General features: G+C 62.1%; 15 protein-coding genes and 1 pseudogene. 7 read left to right on the forward strand and 9 right to left on the reverse strand.

All coding sequences use genetic code 11. The features are described 5' to 3' along the window. Positions 1–344: 344 nt before the first annotated feature. Positions 345–2,492: an FAD-dependent oxidoreductase gene (locus GNK13_RS04725; protein WP_164101298.1), complete on the reverse strand. Its 2,148-nt coding sequence runs from the start codon at positions 2,490–2,492 to the stop codon at positions 345–347. A gap of 327 nt (positions 2,493–2,819) precedes the next feature. Here GNK13_RS04725 and GNK13_RS04730 point away from each other — a divergent pair, with 327 nt between their 5' ends. Together GNK13_RS04730 and GNK13_RS04735 are read left to right on the forward strand one after the other, a co-directional pair. Continuing rightward, on the forward strand, positions 2,820–5,237 hold the full coding sequence (locus tag GNK13_RS04730; protein ID WP_164101299.1) for a peroxiredoxin family protein: 2,418 nt from the start codon (positions 2,820–2,822) through the stop codon (positions 5,235–5,237). 287 nt (positions 5,238–5,524) lie between these two features. Beyond that, positions 5,525–6,460, forward strand: a complete 936-nt coding sequence (locus GNK13_RS04735) for an isochorismatase family protein (RefSeq protein ID WP_164101300.1) — start codon at positions 5,525–5,527, stop codon at positions 6,458–6,460. A 221-nt stretch (positions 6,461–6,681) separates the two neighbouring features. Here the strand turns inward: GNK13_RS04735 and GNK13_RS04740 are convergent, their stop codons facing one another. After that, a complete protein-coding gene (locus GNK13_RS04740; protein WP_203328924.1) occupies positions 6,682–7,026 on the reverse strand; it encodes a carboxymuconolactone decarboxylase family protein in 345 nt (114 codons plus the stop codon). Positions 7,027–7,101: 75 nt separating this feature from the next. On the opposite strand from GNK13_RS04740, the gene GNK13_RS04745 reads away from it, so the two are divergent. The 5 genes and pseudogenes from GNK13_RS04745 (at position 7,102) to GNK13_RS04770 (ending at position 12,887) form a co-directional block, all read left to right on the forward strand. After that, the gene (locus GNK13_RS04745) at positions 7,102–8,589 is read left to right on the forward strand and encodes a pectate lyase (protein ID WP_164101301.1); all 1,488 of its coding nucleotides are present in this window, start codon (positions 7,102–7,104) and stop codon (positions 8,587–8,589) included. 172 nt (positions 8,590–8,761) lie between these two features. Further along, positions 8,762–10,159, forward strand: a complete 1,398-nt coding sequence (locus GNK13_RS04750; protein ID WP_164101302.1) for a TIGR01777 family oxidoreductase — start codon at positions 8,762–8,764, stop codon at positions 10,157–10,159. Positions 10,160–10,428: 269 nt separating this feature from the next. Continuing rightward, positions 10,429–11,436: pseudogene (locus GNK13_RS21640) on the forward strand (DUF1559 family PulG-like putative transporter). Between the two features lie 17 nt (positions 11,437–11,453). Continuing rightward, a complete protein-coding gene (locus GNK13_RS04765; RefSeq protein ID WP_164101305.1) occupies positions 11,454–11,651 on the forward strand; it encodes a hypothetical protein in 198 nt (65 codons plus the stop codon). Between the two features lie 417 nt (positions 11,652–12,068). Continuing rightward, positions 12,069–12,887, forward strand: coding sequence for a TIGR01457 family HAD-type hydrolase (locus GNK13_RS04770; RefSeq protein WP_164101306.1), 819 nt, complete (start codon positions 12,069–12,071; stop codon positions 12,885–12,887). Positions 12,888–12,946: 59 nt separating this feature from the next. On the opposite strand, the gene GNK13_RS04775 is transcribed toward GNK13_RS04770, so the two are convergent. The 7 genes from GNK13_RS04775 to accB all read right to left on the reverse strand — a co-directional run bounded on the left by GNK13_RS04775 (position 12,947) and on the right by accB (position 21,532). Continuing rightward, entirely contained in the window at positions 12,947–13,606 is a 660-nt protein-coding gene (locus GNK13_RS04775) for a bifunctional 4-hydroxy-2-oxoglutarate aldolase/2-dehydro-3-deoxy-phosphogluconate aldolase (RefSeq protein ID WP_164101307.1), read from the reverse strand. 31 nt (positions 13,607–13,637) lie between these two features. Next, positions 13,638–15,158, reverse strand: a complete 1,521-nt coding sequence (locus tag GNK13_RS04780) for a UxaA family hydrolase (RefSeq protein WP_164101308.1) — start codon at positions 15,156–15,158, stop codon at positions 13,638–13,640. Positions 15,159–15,437: 279 nt separating this feature from the next. Next, on the reverse strand, positions 15,438–16,994 hold the full coding sequence (malQ, locus tag GNK13_RS04785) for a 4-alpha-glucanotransferase (RefSeq protein ID WP_164101309.1): 1,557 nt from the start codon (positions 16,992–16,994) through the stop codon (positions 15,438–15,440). A gap of 392 nt (positions 16,995–17,386) precedes the next feature. Further along, positions 17,387–18,019, reverse strand: a complete 633-nt coding sequence (locus GNK13_RS04790; RefSeq protein WP_235934786.1) for a hypothetical protein — start codon at positions 18,017–18,019, stop codon at positions 17,387–17,389. A gap of 240 nt (positions 18,020–18,259) precedes the next feature. Further along, positions 18,260–19,552 (reverse strand): 6-phosphofructokinase, encoded by a 1,293-nt coding sequence (locus tag GNK13_RS04795; protein WP_164101310.1) that lies wholly within the window; start codon positions 19,550–19,552, stop codon positions 18,260–18,262. Between the two features lie 26 nt (positions 19,553–19,578). Next, a complete protein-coding gene (gene accC / locus GNK13_RS04800) occupies positions 19,579–20,925 on the reverse strand; it encodes an acetyl-CoA carboxylase biotin carboxylase subunit (protein ID WP_164101311.1) in 1,347 nt (448 codons plus the stop codon). Between the two features lie 88 nt (positions 20,926–21,013). Next, on the reverse strand, positions 21,014–21,532 hold the full coding sequence (accB, locus tag GNK13_RS04805) for an acetyl-CoA carboxylase biotin carboxyl carrier protein (RefSeq protein WP_390622496.1): 519 nt from the start codon (positions 21,530–21,532) through the stop codon (positions 21,014–21,016). Positions 21,533–21,580: the final 48 nt, after the last annotated feature.

A 21,580-nucleotide genomic window follows, 5' to 3' on the forward strand; every position in this document is an offset into this window, starting at 1 on the left:
GTGCAGACGAGTGGTGGAATCGGTGCCGTCATCTGCACCGTCAAGTGGGCTTGATTCTACGGCTCGCCCATCGCCCCTTCAATGACCGACGCTCCGATTTTCGTAACCCAGCGGTGCGTACGTCAGCCTTTCCAGGCGGACTCTTACGCTCGAAAGGCCAGGCTGGAAAGCCTGACGCACGTGCAGGCGGACTGTCACGCCAGGCTCTGTCAGAAAACCCTGAGCCGACGGCGCTAGCCGCGGGTGCTGCAGCGGAAATCCCGGGGCTGCGAGGCCCGAGGCTAGCGCCTACGGCTCACCCGAGGCTCGCAAGTCCAGGCTGGAAAGCCCGACGTATGGGGGACTTACTGGTCGAGCGGCAGCCACTGGACGGCATCGACGATCACGTGCCCCTCGGTCCCCGCGTTGGAGACGGTGACTTCGGCCGTCAGCTCGGAGAAGTCGTAGCTGCCGAGCGAAATCAGCAGCCCATCGATCGGCGGGGTTTTCTTCTGGTCAACCGACACGGTGGCGGTGCCCGCTGCGTGCTGGATTCGCACTGGCACGTTGCTCGAGCGGTTACCCCCGGCCGAATAAGCCAGGCGGACTTCGTAACGTCCGGCCGAGGGGAGTTCGGCGGAGAAGGTCGCCGAGGCTTCCCCTTTGGTGGTGCTGCCGTCGTGGAGGTACCCGCTGGCGACCCATTTGCCAAGCGTGGTGCTGTGGCCCCAGTTGCCGACCAGCTTCGCCTGCTCGTCGTCGACGACCACGCCGCCGAGCGACTTGGGGGCGACGCCCTGTTTGGTAGGCCGAGGATCGGTCCACTCGAGCACTTGGCCGTCGGCGACGAGCCGCTCGCGGAGCCGGTCGTAGGGCACTTCTTGAACGCTTAATTCTCCGTCGATCGCCAGCGCCGCGGCAGTCGCTGCGCTTTGCCCGAGAATCATGAACACGGGCTCCATTCGAATCGAGCCGAAGGCGATGTGCGAGCTGCTAACACAGACCGGGACGAGCAAGTTTTCGCACTCCTCGCGTTTGGGCACCAGCGAGCCGTAGGCGATTTCATAGGGACCGCGCGTGCTGACTCCGATGTCCCCCTCGTTCTGGACGTAACCTTCCGGAGTAACGTAGCGCTGCACGTTATGAGAATCCATCGTGTAGGACCCCATCCCCACCGACTCGGGTGTGGGACGTTTTTTCAGCAGCTCGTTTTCCGTCATCACGTACTTCCCCACCATCCGCCGCGCTTCGCGCACATAGATCTGATGGGGCCAGTGGCCGTTGTCGGTGAATTCGTCGCGCGGCAGCCCCCACTGTTGCATCCGCGTGCGAACCTCTTCGGGAACGCGAGGATCGTTGGCTAGAAAATACATCAGGCCCTTCTGATACGTCTCGTGCTCGCGAATGATCGCTCGCCGCTGATCATAAGAGCCTTCGGGGTAGTCATAGTTGTATCCGATGTTATCGGTGCTGAAGGGACCGTGATTATTCGTATCGGTTTTGTGATTGGGGATCGGGTCAAACTTGTCGAACGTTTCCCGCCAACCAGCATCGAAGATCCGCACCAGTAATTCGTACTGTCCGGGATCGTATCCCTCGGGCTTCGGAAAGGGGATTCGGTTTTCGGGAGCGTTCGTGAGGCACATCCGGAAGCAGTAGGCTTGGATTCGCTTGTCGGCCTCGCCACGCTGCCCCGGGTCCTCGCCGCTGATTCGCGGCAGCAGACCGCTCGAAGGATCATCGGGCACCACGTAGGGGCTAATGGGTTTGGGAACCGCGCCGAAGTGATGGCGGTGGTGCAGCACGCCGACTTGCACCCCGTTCCAGGTTTCCCCGTACTGGCTGCTCGACTCGCGGCCGACGTGGTAGGAAACACCGGCAGCGGCCATTAGATCGCCTTCGTACGTGGCGTCGATGAACATCCGGCCGCGATAGGTCTCGCCGTCGAGCGTCGTGATCGAGGCGATCCGATTGTCCTGGAGTTCGACACCCTGCTTGCGGTCGAGCCACGCGTTGCGAACGACGGGAATCCGCAGTTCCTCGACCCAGGCATCGAAGACCTGTTCGGCCACGTGCGGCTCGAAGATCCACATTGTCCGTTCGGCTTTGTCGATCGCGGGCGTGCCCTGCCCTTTGTTGCCGTACTCCTCAGCCGCTTGCCATTTCCAGGTTTCCGGCTGCTGATACTCTCTCCAAATCCGGTGATAGAACTGCCGGGCCAGGCCGCCAATGACAGCTTTATTTCCGCTGTCGGTCCATCCCAGACCGCCGCTCGATAGTCCCCCAAGGTGCTTGTCGGGGCTGACGACGATCGCGGTCTTGCCCATCTCCTGGGCCTGCACGGCCGCCGTGACCGCCGCGCTCGTCCCCCCGTAGATCACGACATCGTAGACGTCGGCGTCCCGGGTATTGGCACTGCGAGCCGCTCGTTCGTCCGCAGCTTGCAGCCCCTGAGTCGCAAACAGAAGAAGCGTCAGCGTCGCACAGACACGATGAGAGAGCCGGATCCACATGCAGTTTGCCTCGAGGAATATTTCGCGAGAGAGCGGGTACGGGAGCGGAGACGCAAAGCCGGCCGTGGAGTGAAGGCTGGTGCGCTCCGGTTCTCGTTCCCAGCCTACTCCTCCGTCCGCTCCAGATCGAGCTCCCGACGTGCCCGTTGCACCGGAGGCGCTGTTTTGCCACTTCGCCCGCGGGGATGCATTACAATCGCAGGCGAGCTGTTCGCTGTGACAGCGAGTCCCGCCCCGATCCTTCCTGTTGGCACCGATTCCGCTTGGCTGAATTCCGTGCAGCCGAATCTCCCCTCCTGCCGAACCTAGGGTCCACCAGAAATGAAAATGAGTCGATCCATCGGCATGCTGCCACTCGCCGCGAGCCTCTTCGGGGTGTGCTTGCTGAGCACCTCGCGACTGGCTGCTGCTGACTCGGTCGAGCGTTCGGCCGAAGCGGTTGCCGCCGGCCATAGCTACCACGGCGAAGCGTTCAACGAAGGGCCACGGCAAGCGGCAGAGTTGCTCGACGGGATCGCGAACCTTGACTTTCCGACCTCCGCCAAGGAGGAGCGAACGCAGGCCTTCATCGAACAAGGTGTCGCCCAGCTCCACGGCTTCTGGTACCTCGAGGCGGAGCGGTCGTTCCGCCAAGCGGCGGCCGCGGAGCCGGAATTGGCAATCGCCTACTGGGGGATGGCGATGGCCAACACCAATAACCAGTCGCGGGCCCGCGGGCTGATCGACCAAGCAATGGAGCTTCGCGAAGCCGGCGCCTCACCTCGAGAGAAGCGGTACATCGAGGCCCTCGATCGCTACCTCGGTCCGGCCGAAGATTCGGAGCAAGCTACCGAGTCGAAGGAAGAGGAATCGGATGAGCCGAAGAGGAAGGCCAAGCCGCAATCCAAAGAGGAGAAAGCTCAGGCCGAGAAGGATGCGAAGCGGAAGCGAGCTGAGCGGTATCTGTCGGACCTCGAGCAGATTCTCCATGAGTTCCCCGAGGATATCGAAGCCAAGGCCTTGCTCGCCGTCCAGCTCTGGATGTTCGAACGCGAGGGAGTGACGATGCCGAGCCGGTACGCCGTCGACGCGCTGCTCGGTGATGTCTTTGCCGCGAACCCGATGCACCCAGCGCATCACTACCGCATTCACTTGTGGGACCGACAGCGACCGCAAAACGCGCTCGAGTCCGCGGCGCTCTGCGGGCCTTCGATGCCGGCGGTCGCCCACATGTGGCACATGCCCGGGCACATTTATTCGCGGCTGCATCGCTACGCCGACGCCGCGTGGCAACAGGAAGCTTCGGCGCGGGTGGACCATGCCCATATCTCCCGAGCCCGGTTGCTCCCCGATCAGATTCATAACTTCGCTCATAACAATGAATGGCTGACGCGAAATCTTATCCATACTGGCCGGGTGGAAGACGCGCTTGAGCAGGCCCGGAATCTGGTTTCGCTGCCGCAACATCCGAAATACAACTCAATGAAGAAGGGTGGGAGTTTCAAGTACGGTCATCAGCGGCTGCTTCAGGTTCTTACCACGTATGGACTGTGGAAAGAGTTGACCGAGGAAGCCGCCGGGCCTTATCTGGCGGTCATCGGAGATGCGAAAGCGGACCGCGAGCGGACGGCTTGGCTCGCCGTCGCCCATCTCCTGTCGGACAATCGCCGCGAGGGGCGGAGGTTGCAGCGGGAACTTCAAACCCAGCGATTGAAGCTCCAGGAGTCGCTGCTCCAGGCCCAGGCCGCCGAGGATTCGCCCGCCAAAGACGCATCCGCCACGCCAGAGCAGGAGAAAGCCAACGCGGAAGAGACGGGCGAGTCGACCCCACCGGCCGAGACTCGGAGCGTTGCGAAGCTGAAGGCGGAGCTTAAGGAACTGAACATCGTCTTGGCCCGCGTGGCCGCGGCGGCGGCCGCTCTTCGCAAGGACTCAGAGGCTGTCGAGCGGCACGCCAAAGCGGCGAAGCTCGATAAAATCTTGCAGGCTTGCTGGTTGGCCCAGGCGGGCGACCTCAAATCCGCGGCGGAGGTCGCGGCGGAGGCGGTCAAGGCTGGCGAAGGAGAAGTGCCACCGCTGGCGGTACTGGTCGATGTGCTGTGGCAGCAAGGAAAACAGGAGGAAGCCCAAAAACGCTTTGCGGAGCTGCAAAAGCTGGCCTGCGACGCTGATCTGACAACTCCGCTGCTGGCAAGGCTCGCACCGGTCGCCGCTGCACTCAAAGCCGGAGAGGATTGGGGAATCGACACCCCACCCGCCAAAGATCTCGGCAAGCGGCCGCCGCTTGATCAGCTCGGACCGTTCCGCTGGGAGCCCCCCACCGCGCCCGCATGGCAGGCGGTAGATGCGGAACAAGCGGCAGTCAGCGACGATCGTTTCGCTGGTAAGCCGCGGATTCTGATCTTTTACCTCGGCTTTGGTTGTCTGCACTGCGTCGAACAATTGAAAGCCTTCTCGCCGATGGCCGAGCAATACGAACAAGCCGGAATCGAACTGGTCGGGATTAGCAGTGAAACCGTGAAGCAGCTCCAATTGGGACTCGAAAATTTCGACCAAGAGTTGCCGCTGCCGCTGCTAGCCGACCCTGAGCAGAAGGTGTTTAAGCAGTATGCGTGCTGGGACGACTTTGAGCAGCAGCCGCTGCACGGCACGTTTTTGATCGATAGCGCGGGGAAAATTCGCTGGCAAGATATCAGCCACGAGCCCTTCACCGATGCAGCGTTCCTGCTCAAAGAAGCAAACCGGCTGTTGGCTCTGCCGCAGTAGCAGCATCCCCTCAGCCACCACACACTGGGCTCTGTCAGAAAACCCATAACGACACCATCCCCCCGGGAGGGTAGTGCCAAAAGGGATTCTTCTGACAGAGCCTAGCTGGACAGCGCCACTTTCTTACGCTGAATTGCGATAAAGTCAGCAGCGCCCAGCAGTTGGCTACCAAGTCGTTTAACGGCAAGCCGAAGGCGACTGTGTTTTAAAAAGCAGTCGCCTGCGGCTTGCCGTTAAACGATTTTCATCTGCTTCGAGCGCTATATCCCAGGCAAAAGGAGACTCCCATGCGGCTGAACATGACGTGGCGTAAGACTCTGCAGTTACTCGCCCTTGCGGTCGCTATCGTCGCGGTCTCTTCAAACCGCTCCATCCTGGCTCAGGATGCGGCGGCATCGAAACCGCCCGGCGATGAGTCTGCCGAGCGGGTGGCGAACCGAGTCAAGACGCCGGGTATTCTGGAGATCGAGATGCGCTCTCGCGACCCCGAGAGTGGGAAAGATCGGCAGGAGACCGTGCAGTGGCAAGCGGCGGAAACGGCGATCATTATTTGCGACATGTGGGACGGTCATTACTGCCAACTGGCCGCGCAGCGCGTCGGCGTCATGGCGCCGCGGATGAATCAGGTCCTCTCGGCCGCTCGCAGCCACGGTGTGATGATCATCCATGCTCCAAGCGGGTGCATGGATCAGTACGCCGACACGCCTTACCGAGCTCGCATGCAGCAGGCCGCTGCCGCCGAGCCGCCGGTTCCGATCGGCGGCTGGTGTTACCTGGACCCGGAGACCGAAGCGCCGCTACCGATCGACGACTCGGTCTCCCCCTGTGACGATCCGGTCGTCGGCCCGGCGGTGCGGCAATTCACTCGACAGCACGCAGCGCTCGACATCATTGGCTTTGACGGGATCAGCGACAGTGGCACCGAGATTTATAACTTTTGCCGGCAGGAAGGGATTAAGAACATTGTCTTGATGGGCGTGCACACCAACATGTGTGTGCTCGGGCGGCCGTTTGGGATTCGGCAACAAGTGCGGCTGGGGATGAACGTGGCTCTCTGTCGCGATCTGACCGACGCGATGTACGATCCGCGTCAACCGCCGTACGTGAGTCACACCCGAGGCACCGAGTTGGTCGTGGAGCACATCGAGAAGTACTGGTGTCCGTCGTTCGAGAGCGAAGACTTGACCCGCGTCGTCGCCGGATCAGCCGGACCCGTCGAGTAGAAAAGCACAGTCGCCTTTCGCTCCGCCCATAGTCGCCTTTCGCTCCGCGCATAGTCGCCTTTCGCTCCGCGAAAGTAGCGCGCGCATTCCGCAACTTTCGCGGAGCGAAAGGCGACTATGCGCAACTTTCGCGGAGCGAAAGGCGACTATGCGCAACTTTCGCGGAGCGAAAGGCGACTATGCGCAACTTTCGTGGAGCGAAAGGCGACTATGATTGGCGACTATGTCTCGAGGGCATCGAGGGCTTCGGTCACGCGGGGCAAATAGGTGTAGCCCGGGCCTCCGGACATCATCACGGCAACCGTCGCAGCTTCGAGCACTTGATCGCGAGTTGCCCCGGCTTTCACGGCTCCGCGGACATGAGTGTAGATACAGTCCTCGCAGCGTAACGCCATGCCAATCGCGAGCGCGATCAGCTCCTTCTGTGCGATGTCGAGCTTACCCTCTCCCATGGCTGCGACATACATCCCACCGAAACCCTTGAGAAATCCCGGTAGTGCTTCGCGAGTCGGCTCCATGGCGGCGGCATGTTCGCGATAATAACGAGCGGCATTCGTCTCATGCATGGGAGTTCTCACGGCGTTACAGTGGTTGGCTGTGAAATGGATCCGAATTCCAGGCTCTTGCGCCCCGGTGACCGAATGACCCTCAGCGAATGGCGTTCCGGCAATCGGCTTTGGTGTCCGCTCCTGTGCTTGCTTGCTGCGGCGCTTGCAGCCCCGTGCGGGGCCCGCGAAGTCGATCCCGCGGAGGCTCGGCAGGCGATGCATCGGGCCGTCGATTTCTTCCGACAGCACGCGGCTTCGAAAGGAGGCGGTTACGTCTATCGACTCAGCGGAGATCTGATGAAGCGAGAGGGGGAAGGGGCTGTCGACGCTGCGACCGCATGGGTCCAGCCGCCCGGAACTCCGGCGATCGGAATGGCTTATCTGCAGGCTTATCAGCTGACCGGTGACTCAGTGCTTCGCGAGGCGGCGATTGAGACAGCCGAGGCCTTGATCAATGGGCAACTTGAATCGGGTGGCTGGGACAACCGCATCGAGTTCGCTCCCAAGGAGCGACGTCGGTACGCCTACCGAGTGGAGAAGCACAAAGGGGACCGCAACGTCACGACGCTGGACGACAATAAATCGCAGTCCGCCGCGATGTTCCTGATGCGTCTCGACCAGGCACTGGACTTCCAGCATCCAGAGATTCACGAATCGTCGCTCTACGCGCTCGACTCCTTCGTCCGCGCTCAATACCCCAATGGCGCATGGCCGCAGCGGTACAGCGAGTTTCCCGAGGCGGAATCGTCGCCACCTCGCAAGGCGAGTTTCCCTGAAAATTGGCCGAGGAAGTTTCCCAAACGAGACTACGGCGGATTCTATACGCTCAACGATAATACGATCCGCGACATGATCGAGACGATGCTGGCGGCGCACCGTATCTATGGCGACCAGCGGTATCTTGATGCAGCGCGTCGCGGCGGGGACTTTTTACTGCGGGCTCAATTGCCGGAGCCGCAGCCAGGTTGGGCGCAGCAGTACAACGAACAGATGCAACCGGCGTGGGCGCGGAAGTTCGAACCGCCGGCGATCACCGGCGGCGAGTCGCAGGGCGTGATGTCGACGCTGATGCGGCTGTACCGCGAGACGGGAGAGCCAAAGTACCTGGAACCGATCCCTCGGGCTGTCGAGTATTACCGCAGCCTGCTGTTGGAGGACGGACAACTCGCTCGATTCTATGAGCTCGGTACTGATCGCCCTTTGTTTTTCACGAAAGATTACCAGCTGACCTACAGCGATGCCGACATGCCGACGCATTACGGATTCAAAGTCGGCTCAAAGCTCGACACGATCGAGCGAGAGTACCAACGGTTGGTCCGGCAACCGCCGCCAAAGGTTGCCGACGGTCCTCGCAAGGAGCGCGTTGAAACACCTCGACTCACCGATTCGCTCGCGAAGGACGCCGAGAAGACCATCGCCGCGCTCGACGAGCGAGGGGCTTGGGTCGAGCAAGGGCGGCTGCGGTATCACGGGGACGAGGACCCCACGCGGGAGGTGATCGATTCCCGAACGTTTGCGGAGAATTTGCTGGTGCTGGCGCGGTACATCGCCGCGGCGCAGTCGTCCGACAACGAGCGGTAGAACTGAAGTTTCCGTTTCACGGCTATCAGCCGCAACGCGCTAGCGTCCGGTTTCCGCTGCATCAGGGGAGCCGTGGGCTAGCGCCCCGCGGCTGATGTGACTTCTTGCAAAACAGTCGCCTTCGGCTTGCCGTCAAACGATCGCGCCTCGAACTCGAAATCCGGACCTTTTTGTGAACGCTTCCGCTACTGCACGCTATTCGATCACGCTTCCGGTGTCGCAGCAGGCGGCATTCGACTATCACGCGCGTCCAGGAGCGCTCCAGCGGTTGCTTCCGCCGTGGCAGAACGTGGAGATCGAATCGTCCGACAACAGTCTGACAGAAGGCAGCCGCGTCGTTCTACGGATGCGTGTCGGGGGGCTGCCGGTTCGCTGGGTAGCCCAGCACACCGCCTACGATCCGCCGAACGCCTTTGAGGATGTCCAACTCGAAGGTCCGTTTGAGCACTGGCATCACCGCCACGAGTTTACGGCTTTGGGGGAGGATCGCTGCGAGTTGATCGATTCGCTGACCTACAAGATCCCCGGTGGATCGATTGGAGAGCGGATAGGCGAGCGTCGGATTCGCGACCAGTTAGATCAGATGTTCGCCTTTCGGCAGGCGACGATCCTCGGCGATCTGCAGTTGGCCGCGGCCCATCCATTGCCGAGCCAGCGGATTGCGCTCTCGGGAAGCCGTGGTCTGGTCGGGTCCCACCTCCAAAATCTGTTGACGGTGCTCGGTCATCAAGTGCGGCCGATTGTTCGCAAAGCATCTGGAGGCGACGAGGAGGAGATCGCGGTTTGGGCGGACGATGCTCCTCTGGAGAAACTGCGAGAGATCGATGCGGTGATCCATTTGGCCGGTAAACCGATTGCCGCGGAACGCTGGAGCGAATCGGTGAAGCGGGAGATCCGCGAGAGCCGTGTGCGGAAGACTCGGCAGTTATGTGAACGGTTGGCCAAATTGGACGGCGAGGGTCCTCGCACGCTGCTCTGCGCTTCGGCGACTGGATATTACGGGGACCGGGGCGATGAACTTCTGACGGAAGAGTCGGCGGCTGGCGAGGGCTTTTTGGCGGAAGTGGCTCGGGAGTGGGAGCAAGCCTGTCAGCCGGCCGTCGAGGCAGGAATTCGCGTGGTGCATCTCCGCTTTGGCGTCATCCTTTCGCCTCGTGATGGAGCGCTGCCGAAGATGCTGACTCCGACCCGGTTGGGACTTGGGGGAAAACTCGGCCGTGGCGATCAGTGGTGGAGTTGGATTGCGCTCGATGATTGTTTGGGAGCGATCTACCACGCGCTGGCCCGCGAGTCGGTGCAGGGCCCTGTCAACGTCGTGGCTCCCACGCCGGTTCGCAATCGAGAGTTTGCCCAGACGCTTGCCCGCGTCCTCTCGCGACCGGCGGTGTTGCCTGCGCCTAAGACGGCGCTGCGGCTGATGCTCGGTGAAATGGCCGATGCACTTTTGTTGGCAAGCGCTCGAGTGCAGCCCGCGCGGTTGGAGCAGACCAACTATCGATTTCGTTATCCCGCACTCGAACCTGCACTACGACATCTGCTTGGGCGTGCAGTAGTGGACACAAGTGGATGAGGCAGAGCTGGGCAGGTGCCGTGCCAGGAAGGATTCCCTAAGAGAAAGATCGGCAGAGTCTTGCGGCAGACTCTTTGCCATAAAGCCAACGAGAGGCGAGTTGCGTCCGGGTTAGAAGGACCGGAATTCTCGTAATGGAAGATAATCTGCCTCTAAAATACCCATACGGAAATTTTCTTGACTACTGCTCATCGATCCCCTATCGTGCCGAGATGAGCCAAATCTGGCTCCGTTCTTTTCCTCATTCCCGGATTCAAGGGGATTAAAGCATGGCGCGCTCTCGCTTGGGGCGTAGGGGCTTCACCTTGGTGGAGTTGCTCGTCGTAATCGCAATCATTGGAGTTTTGGTCGGTCTATTATTGCCGGCCGTGCAAGCAGCTCGGGAAGCGGCTCGCCGCATGTCCTGCAGCAACAACATGAAGCAATTGGGGCTGGCGCTACACAACTACCATGACACGCACGGCAAGTTCCCGCCGGGTGTGATCTGGGGACCTGGCAAGGCACCGTACACCCAGCCCTATCATCACACGTGGAACGTGATGATCCTGCCGTTCATGGAACAGCAGCCGTTGTACGACAGCGTCAACCTCGATCTGCCGATTTGGGGTCAGCCGATTGTCAGCACTCCACTCGCAGCGCTTCGCTGCCCGTCGGACGGCGGACGTTGGGAAATCAGCGAGACGAGCGACATTGCCGTCACCAACTACCCAGGCACCGAAGGCTACCACTGGCACCCAACCGGTTCTGCCAATGGCGGTGCACCGTGGAACTCCTACGCAGACCCTTTCACCAAAACGTGTGATATCCAGGGGATTTTCGCGCAGACCAAGACTCGGCGGATGTCGGACGTGACTGACGGCCTTTCCAACACGTTGGTGATCGCCTAAGGCGACTCGATGGGCTTCGGCGGCGGACCGATTCGCACCTGCGGAACGGGGCTGCGTCGCACTGGAGCCCCCGTGTTCCACAGCGCGTTTGTTGGCACGGCGCACGCTGGATGGGGTGCGAATGAAAGCGGTGCCAATTGCGTCAACGTCGACGGAAGTGCGAAGTCGAGCGGCACCTGGTTCCGCAACCACTCGTTTACTCCCACGTTCATCGCGGCTTGGGGCCCAAACGCTTCGTGGCACGGTCCGTCGAGCTACCACCCCGGAGGCATTCAGGTGACGATGGGAGACGGTAGCGTGAGCTTCATCTCGGAGACGATTGACTATGGGACGTGGCTGAAGCTCAACGCCATGGCCGATGCTCACAACTTCATCGATCCTCGCAACTAAGTAACCGGAGTACCACGATGCGGATACTGATGGGAATGTTCCTCGCCTGCCTACCACTGATGATCAGCGTCGGCTGTGGGGAGAGCCGCCCCGACCCGCGGGCAAATCCGGACTTTGACGAGGAAGCCTACAACGACCCGAACATCATGCCGGGAGTCGAGGAAGGCGAAAGTCTCCTGCCGCCACCGGGACTGCGAGTTCCCGTGCGGCTGTAGCCCCTACGTTTTGCGTGGATTCCTTTCCACCGAAGATCAACACCCACCCCGCCCGGTGCACTTTGCACTCGGCGGGGTTTTTTCGTGGCGTGGGTGGTACCTCGTTTGCCCGTGACGGCCGAGTTGCGGTCGAGGCAAGTCAGTTGTCCGAGGCGAGGAAAAAAATTTTCCGTATTTTTCACGGTTGAGCCACGGCAGTCGGCGGCGGACGGAAGGGCGCTTCGTTTCCGTAGCAGATCGGCCAAGGCAATTTTGCTCCGCGTTCGCCGACTTCCGCTCCGCTGACGCTCTGGCGAGTTGCTGCCCGTAACACCCTTCGTCCCCCGCCGGGGGGCTTTTTGCCCGATTCTCTTCGCGGCATGCTGACCATGCGGTTGTGGATACCGCAGCGAGTTACGTGTTGCAGGAGAGTTTCGAATGTACGGTTACTTGATCGACATGGACGGCGTCATCTACCGCGGCGGGCAGTTGATTCCCGGGGCGGATCGGTTCATCGCGAGTCTGCGAGCAGCCGAGATCCCGTTTCTGTTTTTGACCAACAACAGCCAGCGGACACGCCGCGACGTGGCGACGAAGCTTCAGCGGCTGGGGATCGATGCGGGCGAAGAGCATGTCTTCACTTGCGCGATGGCCACGGCTCGCTTTCTGGCCCGTCAAAAGCCGGGCGGCACGGCGTATGTGATTGGTGAAGGAGGGCTGCTCAATGCGCTGCACAACAATGGTTACTCGATCGTCGACAAAGACCCGGATTATGTCGTCGTCGGCGAGGGGCGGACGCTGAACTTTGAGATGATGGAAGCGGCGCTGGGAATGATTTTGGGAGGTGCGAAGCTGATCGCTACCAACCTTGATCCCAACTGCCCGACGCAGTCTGGCATGCGACCGGGATGCGGAGCCATGGTCGCGTTGCTCGAAGCTGCCGCCGGAGTGAAGGCGTTTAGCGTGGGCAAACCGAGTCCGGTGATGCTACGCGACGCACGCAAAGCCCTGGGTCTCACTACCGATCAGACGATTGTGATCGGCGATACGATGGAAACTGACATTCTGGGAGGTGTGCAGCTCGGATTCAAAACCGTGCTGGTTCTAAGTGGGGGCACGCGTCGTGAGGACGTCGCCCGGTACACCTATCGGCCCGACCGGATCGTGGAGTCGATCGCCGAGCTGACGCACCAGCAATTGGTCGAGGAGTTCACCAGCGTCAGTTCGAGCGACTTTGAGCTCGCGCATGTTGGATAGGCTCGGTGAGAGAAGTGACCTTCGTTGGCGGGGCGCTACTTTCGCGGAGCGAAAGGCGACTATGGCGTCGCTTGCCGCGCTTCGCCGACGACTCGGATGTAGTCGGCGGCAAGGCGGCTCAGTTCCGACCAGTTGCCGCTGCGAATGAGGTCCTTGCGGACCAGCGACGACCCGACGCCGAGTGCGACCGCTCCAGCCTTGATCCAAGCGGGCGCGGTTTCCAGATCCACGCCGCCAGTCGGCGTGAGGCGAACGTGAGGCAGCGGCCCGTGGATGTCCTTGAAGTAGCTCGGTCCAAAGTGATTCGCCGGAAAGACTTTGACGATATCCGCTCCGGCTTCCCAAGCCGTCGCGATTTCCGTCGGGGTGAGTGCACCGGGGACCACGACCCGGTCATAGCGATGAGCCGCTTCGATGACTTGCGGTTTGACGATCGGCGAGAAGACGAACTCCGCACCGGCATGGATGCTGGCTACGGCCGTTTCGGAATCTAAGACCGTGCCCACCCCCGCGATTCCCTCGTCGCCAAGTGTTTCCGTCACCTGCTCAATCGCCCGCAGCGCTCCAGGCGTCGTCATGGCGATCTCCCAAGCCAGGACGCCTCCGTCGCGGAGCGCGCGACAGACGTCGACGGCTTGAGTCGCATTGTCGGCGCGGATCACCGCCACAACACCGGTCGATTCGATCAAAGAGAGGGTTTCCAGGCGGGAGCGAGGCATGGTCGGGTTTTGGTGGGAGGGGGAGAGGGGACTACAACGTGACGCCCGATTTCCAGACGGCGATTTCTCGGTAGCCGTTAATCTCATTGCGGGTCGGTTCGCCGCTGGCGAAGGCGAGCAGACGCTCAAAGAGGGCATCGGCGAGCGCTTCGGGATCGGCGCCCGCGGCGGCCAGCGGCCCTGCGTCAAAATCGATCCAGGACGGTTTGCGGTTGGCTAGATCCGAGTTGGTGGAGATCTTCACCGTCGGAGCGGGAACGCCGAATGGGGTGCCGCGGCCGGTGGTAAACAGGATCAGATGCGCGCCGGCGGCAGTCATCGCGGTGCAACTGACCGCGTCGTTGCCGGGCGCGTTGACCAATCCCAAACCTCCGAGCCGCGGCGTTGCGGATTGACCGTAAGCGAGGACTTCGGCGACCGGAGCTCTGCCTCCTTTTTGGACGCAGCCGAGCGATTTGTCTTCGAGCGTCGTCAAGCCACCGTCTTTGTTCCCGGGAGATGGGTTTTCATAGATCGTCTGACCGTGACGGCGGAAGTAGTCCTTAAAATCGTTGATCAGGTGGACGACTCTTTCAAATACATCTCGATTGACCGCTCGGTCCATCAGCAGTTGCTCGGCGCCAAACATTTCGGGAACTTCGCTGAGCAAACTCGTACCACCGCCGGCGCAGTGTCGATCGCTGATTCGGCCCACCAATGGATTGGCGGTGATGCCGCTAAACCCATCGCTCCCTCCGCATTTCATTCCCAGTACAAGTTCATTCGCATCGATCGGCTCGCGCTGGGCGTTTGAGGCCGATTCGACGAGCTCGCCGATTAACGCCATGCCATGCTCGATCTCATCCTCCACCTGCTGGGCGTTATAAAACCGAACTCTTTCTCCATTCTCGAGTCCGGCCTGCCGCAGCTGCATGCGGATCTGATTGTGTTCGCAACCGAGCCCAATCACGAGCACTCCGGCGGCGTTGGGATGGCGGATCAGCGCGCCGAGCAGCGCCTGCGTCGACGCTAGATCGTCGCCCATCTGCGAGCAGCCGAAAGGATGGGGAAAGCTATAGACGCCATCGATGCCGCGACCAGCAAACTCCATTCTCGCTCGTTCAGCGATCCGAGCGGCTGTCATATTGACGCAGCCGACCGTGGTGATGATCCAGATCTCATTTCGGGTCGCCACGCGTCCATCGCTGCGGCGAAAGCCTTGGAACTGGCGGACCTTGGGTTTCGCAGCGGCTGCCCCCGCCGGTGCTGGGCCGCGCCATTCGTACTCGAGGTTTGTGTCGAGCGCGCTGTGGAGATTATGCGAGTGAACGTGGTCGCCGCTGGAGATCGGGCGCGTCGCAGCGCCGATTGAGAATCCGTATTTAAAGACGTGCTCGCCAGTTTCTATGGGACGGAGCGCGATTTTATGTCCAGCGGGAATCGGCTGCCGCGTCGTGACTCCGTTGACTTCGACTCCTGCGGGAATTGCGTCGATGGCAACGATGACATTGTCAGCCGGGTGGATCTGCAGCCAAGCCGGCCGCTGGGCGACGGGTGTCGGACACTCACTCATCGGGCGATGCTCCACTGGGGCCGCGGGTTAGACGGAGCCTATGGTAACCAATCGCGCGAAGGGAGAAGGAGCGTGAGAGAGAATCGCCGACCGAGGATCAGCCGCCAGACACCGAGCTCTGTCGAAATTCGGAACGATACCTTCCCCCCGGGAGGGTCGCGAGGAACGAGCGGGGAGGGCGCTGCGGGTCGTAGATCGCAGACCGCGGCTCGATTCCGTGAGCCCTCCCCGGGCCTGAGAGCCCGACCTTCCCGGAGGGAGGGTGATGGTGAAAGGCCGTCAGCGGGCGGGGACGGCCGACGCTTCTCGGCCGGTGCGGCGGGTGAGCTCATGAAGCCGCTCGAAGACCTGATCGTCGAGCATCTCTTCGGTGACTCGCCACGACCAATTGCCGGCGGCGAGGCCGGGGATGTTCATCCGCGCGTCGCTGCCGAGGTTCAGCAGATCTTGGAGCGGGGCGATGGCCAGCCCGGCTTTGGAACTCCAGGCCGTCTCGATCAACGCCCAGGCGACTTCGTCCGCATCGAGATCGGGGCGGTCGAGCGTCTCGCGGACCAGTTTCCGCGACTTTTCAGGAAGCTCGGCGTACCAACCTCGCGTGGTGTCGTTGTCATGCGTGCCCGTGAAGACGGCCGTGTTCTCGTCGTACATGTGGGGCAGGAAGAGGTTGTCGGGATCGCCGTCGAAAGCGAATTGCAGGACGCGCATCCCGGGCAGATGAAACGCGTCGCGGAGAGCCCGCACATCGTCGGTGATCAGCCCCAAATCTTCGGCGATGAAGGGGAGCCGCCCGAAAGTGTATTGGGCTTGGACGAAAAAGTCGGCACCGGGACCGGGAACCCATTTGCCCGTTTCCGCCGTGGGAGCTCCGGCCGGTACGTGCCAGGCCGCGGCAAAGGCGCGGAAGTGGTCTAGGCGGACCGCATCGACCAGCGTCAGCAGGGCGCGGAGCCGGTTCATCCACCACCGGTATTCGTTCCGCTGCATGGCGTTCCAGTCGTAGATCGGATTGCCCCAGAGTTGGCCGGTCGCGCTGAAGTAGTCCGGTGGGACGCCGGCCGCCACCAGCGGCTGACGATTCGCGTCCAGGAGGAACAATTCCGGATGCGCCCAAACTTCGGACGAGTCGTGTGAGACGAAAAAAGGTAGGTCGCCAAGGATCCGCACGTTCCGCCGCGCAGCATGCTCACGCAGCCGGTGCCACTGGCGGAAGAAGAGGAATTGGCCAAACCGGGCCTGCTCGATCCGCGGTGCCAGCTCCTGGCGAGCTTGAGCGATCACGTCGGGATCGCGGCGGACGAACTCATGCGGCCAGCTGTAGAAGGATGCGCCGCTAAAGCGCTCCTTGAGGGCGATAAAAAGGGCGTAGTCATTCAGCCAGTGCGCCTGAGCTCCGCAGAAGGCAGCGAACGCCTCGCGGAGCGCCGTGCTCCCGTGGCTTTGGAAATTCTTCCAGGCAAGTTCCGCCAGCCGCGGCTTAATCACGCGGATCCGATCGAAGTCCACATAATGCGTCGGGTGATCCACTCGCTCGCAATCAGACGGCTCGAGCAGCCCATCTTCGATCAACCAGTCGGGGCTGAGCAGGTGCAGGTTTCCCGCGAATGTGGAAAGCGGATCGTAGGGTGAGTTTCCGAGCCCGGTAGGGCCGAGCGGAAGGATCTGCCACCACCGCTGACCGGCATCCGCCAACCGGTCCACCCAGGCAATCGCTGCGGGACCGAGGTCGCCAATCCCATACGGCGAAGGGAGTGAAGTGACGTGCAGCAATACGCCCGCTGCGGGATCATTGGGCGAGAGCAGCGCGGGCGTTTGCGGATTCTGGTTCTCAGACATGCTCTGAAACGCTTTTCCGGTGCAACCAGTCGAGGGAAGGGGCGAGGCGGTGCTCGGAACTACAGCCGAAGCATCTGCCATGCCCAAAGTATCGCCTCGAGCGGGTTTCCGGGAGCCGGGAGCAGGGAGCAGGTTTCAGGGTTTAGGTTTCAGGGGGGCCACGGAAGGACACGGAACGGCACGGAAGGGAGAGGGGACGTCAGGTATCGTGCTCGTGCTCAGTGAAGCGGTGCTCGTGCTCGTAATCGAAGAGGAGCGAAGGGGGGACAACCACGAATGACGCGAATGGTGGCCACGGAAGGACACGGAACGGCACGGAAGGGAGTGGGACCGCGGATAGCACGGAGAACGCGGATGAAGAGGGGGAGGGAGAATGCAGGTCGTTGGAGCCGCTACGGGTTGGCGGACTGAGGCGGGGCTTGGTTGGGCTTCCAGTAGAACTGGCGGTCGGGCAGCCGCGGGCGGAACGGGACCGAGGGATAGTAGCCATCGGCGTAGGGCGGAACCGGATAGGGCGAACGCGGCCCCGAAGGGTAGGGCTGATAGGGCATCGGAGGTTGGGGGCCCCCACCCCGATGGCCCCCACCCCAATCGTCATCGCCCGGATGGTCATGGCCCGGATGGCCGCCGGGGCCAGGGTGGTAGCCGGGGTAGCCGTAGGGGAAACCGCCGAGATTCAGGCCGGCGAGCGGCGCACCCCACTCGGGATAAGGCACCGAGTAGGGGCGATAGGGAAACCGCCATTCGCCGTAGGGTCGGACCGGCGGGCCCCACTGTTCAACGCGGTGGTAGTTGTCGGCCGATTGTCCGACTTGAATCGAGCTGCGGAGGTGGGTGTAGCCGCTCGAGCGAAAGCTAGCCGGTTGTGGGACCGCCGCCGGCGGCGGGGCGGCGTACTGGCTGGTCCGCAGGCCCGTATGAGGATCGTGCGTGTAGAAGCTCGGCGCGGTCAGCCACTCCCCGCCGCGGGCATTCCCGGCGGCGTTGGCTGCGAGCAGGACGAGCAGGGCGAGCACGGTTCTCATCCGCACCAAAATAGTTCACCCCGAGGCCAAAGCCGGCATCGGGGGAAAATTTTTGCGGCGGATGCGGCTAAAGAGCCCGCATAATCGGAACGGCCGGCAGGAATGGGAGCGGCTTGTCCAGGTCAATCATCAGCCGCCGGGCGCTAGCCCCCGGTTTCCGCAAACTCCGCAGTAACCGGACGCTAGCGCGTGGCGGCTGATTTCACTGAGCCTTCACCCGTGCAGCGGATTTGCGACGCGTCAGTCGTCGGTGACCGTTTCGAGGAATCGGGCCAAGCGATGGAAGTCGCTGCCGGGTTCGATGAAGCGGACTTTGGTGACGAGCGTTTTCGGGTCGACGAGTTCATCGAACGGCACGAAGTGCAGGTCGAGCTGGCCGGTGACGCTGACCATCACCCCATTGAGTCGCTCTTCCATCAGGGCCCGGTAGGCACCGACGCCGAGCTGGGAGCCGAGCATCACGTCGAAGGCATGCGGGGCGGCACAGCGGGCTTCGTAGCCGAGCTGCAATCCGTTGACTTTGCGGGCCCGGCCGGTCCGCTCCTGATAGCGGCTGGCGATCAGGCGGGCGAACATCGAGCTGAGGTTGATGCTGCTGATGCTGATGTGGCCGTGGTCATCGCGCTCGATTCCCTCGAGGCGTTCCATCGGCAGGTACTCGGCCAAACCTTCGGCGATCACAATCACGCCGTACTCGCGCTTCTCTCGTTCGCGAGCGAGCATCATGTCGACGATCCGGTCGATGACCCGGTCGACGATCATGATCTTGCGGGTCTGGCCAGTCTCGGAGTTAGTGACTTCTTCCCCGGCCAGCGCGCCGGTGATGTCCTCGACGCTGAGCACCATGCTCCCTTCGCCGGCGATCGTCGCCCCATAGGCCAACCAGCCGGCGCTGCGGCCCATGCATTCGCAGAGGAAGTAGGCTTTGCCGGCCGCCGCATCGTAGTTCAGGTTGCGGATCTCTTCGGCCAGCGTCTCGACGGCGGTGAAGTAACCGAAGGTGAAGTCGATCCCCATGTAGTCGTTGTCGATCGTCTTCGGCAGGTGCACGACCGGCAGCCGCTTGGCATCGGACGGCAGATTGTCCTGGAACATCTTGAGCTTGTTGGCCGTCTTCAGCGTGTCGTCGCCACCGATCGAGATCAGGGCATCGACGCCGAGCGACAGCAGCCCCTCGTAGACTCGGCGGAGCGGTGCCGAAAGCTCCGCGTCCTTGAGGTGCTCGGGCGAGCTGACGTGTTTGCCGGGGTTGGTCCGGGCGGTCCCGATCATGATCCCACGGCTGGTTCGGCTGTGAGTCAGCATCTCGTGGGTGAAGCGGATGTAGTCGGTGCCTTCCTGCAGCGGACCGGACGCCGTGTACTCGGCCAAGCGGCTGTAGCCGTGCTTGAGGCCGATCACTTCGACCCCTTCGTTGAGGAACGAAAAGGCAGCCGTCGAGATCACCGCATTGGCACCGGGGGCGGGACCGCCGGCAAACAGGATCGCGACGCGTCGCAGGGGAGCTTGGGTATCTTTTTTCGAAGCAGCCATAGGTGTTGGATCAGCCGGAATGGACTTTACGGTTTAAGAAAGACGCGATCGACAAACGTGGTGTCGCAGCGACCTTCGACAAATTCGGGATGCTGCAGGACGCGATCGTGGAACGGGGCGGTGGTGGCGATCCCGCGAACCTCGAGCTCCGCCAGGGCGCGGCGCATCGTGGCGATCGCTTCCTCGCGCGTCGGGCGGTGGACGATCAGCTTGCCGATCATCGAGTCGTAGTGGGGCGGGACGGTGTATCCGCCGTAGATGTGGGAATCGAAGCGAACGCCGAGCCCGCCGGGGACGAACAGGTGTTCGATCTTGCCCGGCTGTGGCTGGAAATTGCGGCTCGGATCTTCGGCATTGATGCGGCACTCGATCGCTGCGCCTTGGCAGCGGATATCGTCCTGCGCGAAGGACAGGTTTTGGCCAGCCGCAACGCGAATCTGCTCGCGAATCAAATCGACGCCCGTGATCATTTCGGTCACCGGATGTTCGACCTGGATCCGCGCGTTGACTTCGATGAAGTAGAAACTGTCGTCCGGGGCGACGATAAATTCGACCGTTCCGGCGTTGGTGTATTTGGCTTCGCGGATCAGCCGCACCGCCGCATCGCACATCGCCTGCCGACGGTCTTCGGGGAGCCGCGGCGAGGGGGCTTCCTCGATCAGCTTCTGGTGTCGTCGCTGGACGCTGCAGTCGCGTTCGTGGAGGTGGACGACGTTGCCCGCCGAGTCGGCGATGACTTGGACTTCGACGTGCCGCGGACGCTCGATGTACTTTTCCAAGTAGACGCCGGCGTTGCCGAACGCCGCTTGGGCTTCGTTCTTGGCTTGCTGCAGGGCGCTTTTGAGGACCAGCTCGTTGGCGGCCACTCGCATCCCTTTGCCACCACCGCCGGCGGTCGCTTTGATCAGCACCGGGAAACCGATTTCGCTGGCCACGCGGACCGCTTCGGCGTCGTCTTCGAGCAATCCATCGCTACCGGGCACGACTGGCACTTCGGCTCGCTTGGCCAGAGCCCGCGCGGAGTTCTTGTCGCCGAGCATCGCCATCGCTTCGGGCGAGGGCCCGATGAAATCGATCTGGCAGGAGCGACAAACTTCGTTGAAGTGGGCGTTTTCCGAGAGAAAACCGTAGCCCGGATGGATCGCGTCGACGTTGCCGATCTCGGCGGCGCTGATCACTTGGTCGATAGCCAAATAGCTTTGGGCGCTGCGAGCCGGACCGATGCAGATCGCTTGGTCGGCGAGCCGCGCGTGGGCGGATTCGCGATCGGCCTCGCTGAAGACGGCGACCGATTCGATCCCCATTTCGCGGCAAGCGCGGATGATCCGCAACGCGATTTCGCCACGGTTGGCGATCAGGATGCGATTGAACACTGCGAGCAGACTTTCCGTGGAGGGTGGGGCAGTGGAGGGAAGAGGAACCGACGGCGTGGTGGCAGCGGCGAGTAACTCGCCGCGCCCTTTACGCCGAGGTGTCGATCTTGAACAGCGGCTTGCCGAACTCGACCGACTGTTCGTTGTCCACCAGCACCGCCACGACCTTGCCGCTGACTTCGGCCGGGATCTCGTTGAAGACCTTCATCGCTTCGATGATGCAAATCACCGTGTCGGACTGGACCATCGAGCCGACTTTGACGAACGCGTCCGTCTCGGGATTCGGGCGGCTGTAGAACGTGCCGACCATCGGTGCTTTGATCGTCACGATGTTCGGACCATCCTCGGCCGGTGCGGAGGGCTGGGCTGGAGCGGCCGCCGCCGGGGCAGCCGCTGCCGGGGCCTGGTGGACCACCGGCGCCGCAGGGGCCTGCGGGTACACCATCGGCGGCGCCTCGGGGCCCCGTTTCAGATTGATTCGCTCTTCCCGCTGACGCAGGTCGATTTCCGAGAGGTCATGTTCTTCCATCAAACGGACAAGCCGCCGGATGCGTTCCACGTCAAAGACGTCGTCCGATTTTGATTTTCCGCCTTCGCTCATTTCCATCGGCCCCAGCAATTTCTTCGAAGCTGTCGGCACCTGCCTGACGCATGA

The sequence above is a fragment of the Candidatus Laterigemmans baculatus genome (genome assembly GCF_010367455.1).
Classification (GTDB): domain Bacteria; phylum Planctomycetota; class Planctomycetia; order Pirellulales; family Pirellulaceae; genus Laterigemmans; species Laterigemmans baculatus.

Coding starts and splice junctions, on each gene's coding strand:
- GNK13_RS04730 (WP_164101299.1), top strand. CDS start 2,820: ATGAGTCGATCCATCGGCATGCTGCCACTCGCCGCGAGCCTCTTCGGG.
- GNK13_RS04790 (WP_235934786.1), bottom strand. CDS start 18,019: ATGAGAACCGTGCTCGCCCTGCTCGTCCTGCTCGCAGCCAACGCCGCC.
- GNK13_RS04780 (WP_164101308.1), bottom strand. CDS start 15,158: ATGAGTGAGTGTCCGACACCCGTCGCCCAGCGGCCGGCTTGGCTGCAG.
- malQ (WP_164101309.1), bottom strand. CDS start 16,994: ATGTCTGAGAACCAGAATCCGCAAACGCCCGCGCTGCTCTCGCCCAAT.
- GNK13_RS04745 (WP_164101301.1), top strand. CDS start 7,102: ATGACCCTCAGCGAATGGCGTTCCGGCAATCGGCTTTGGTGTCCGCTC.
- accB (WP_390622496.1), bottom strand. CDS start 21,532: ATGGAAATGAGCGAAGGCGGAAAATCAAAATCGGACGACGTCTTTGAC.
- GNK13_RS04740 (WP_203328924.1), bottom strand. CDS start 7,026: ATGCATGAGACGAATGCCGCTCGTTATTATCGCGAACATGCCGCCGCC.
- GNK13_RS04795 (WP_164101310.1), bottom strand. CDS start 19,552: ATGGCTGCTTCGAAAAAAGATACCCAAGCTCCCCTGCGACGCGTCGCG.
- GNK13_RS04735 (WP_164101300.1), top strand. CDS start 5,525: ATGCGGCTGAACATGACGTGGCGTAAGACTCTGCAGTTACTCGCCCTT.
- GNK13_RS04765 (WP_164101305.1), top strand. CDS start 11,454: ATGCGGATACTGATGGGAATGTTCCTCGCCTGCCTACCACTGATGATC.
- GNK13_RS04775 (WP_164101307.1), bottom strand. CDS start 13,606: ATGCCTCGCTCCCGCCTGGAAACCCTCTCTTTGATCGAATCGACCGGT.
- GNK13_RS04725 (WP_164101298.1), bottom strand. CDS start 2,492: ATGTGGATCCGGCTCTCTCATCGTGTCTGTGCGACGCTGACGCTTCTT.
- GNK13_RS04770 (WP_164101306.1), top strand. CDS start 12,069: ATGTACGGTTACTTGATCGACATGGACGGCGTCATCTACCGCGGCGGG.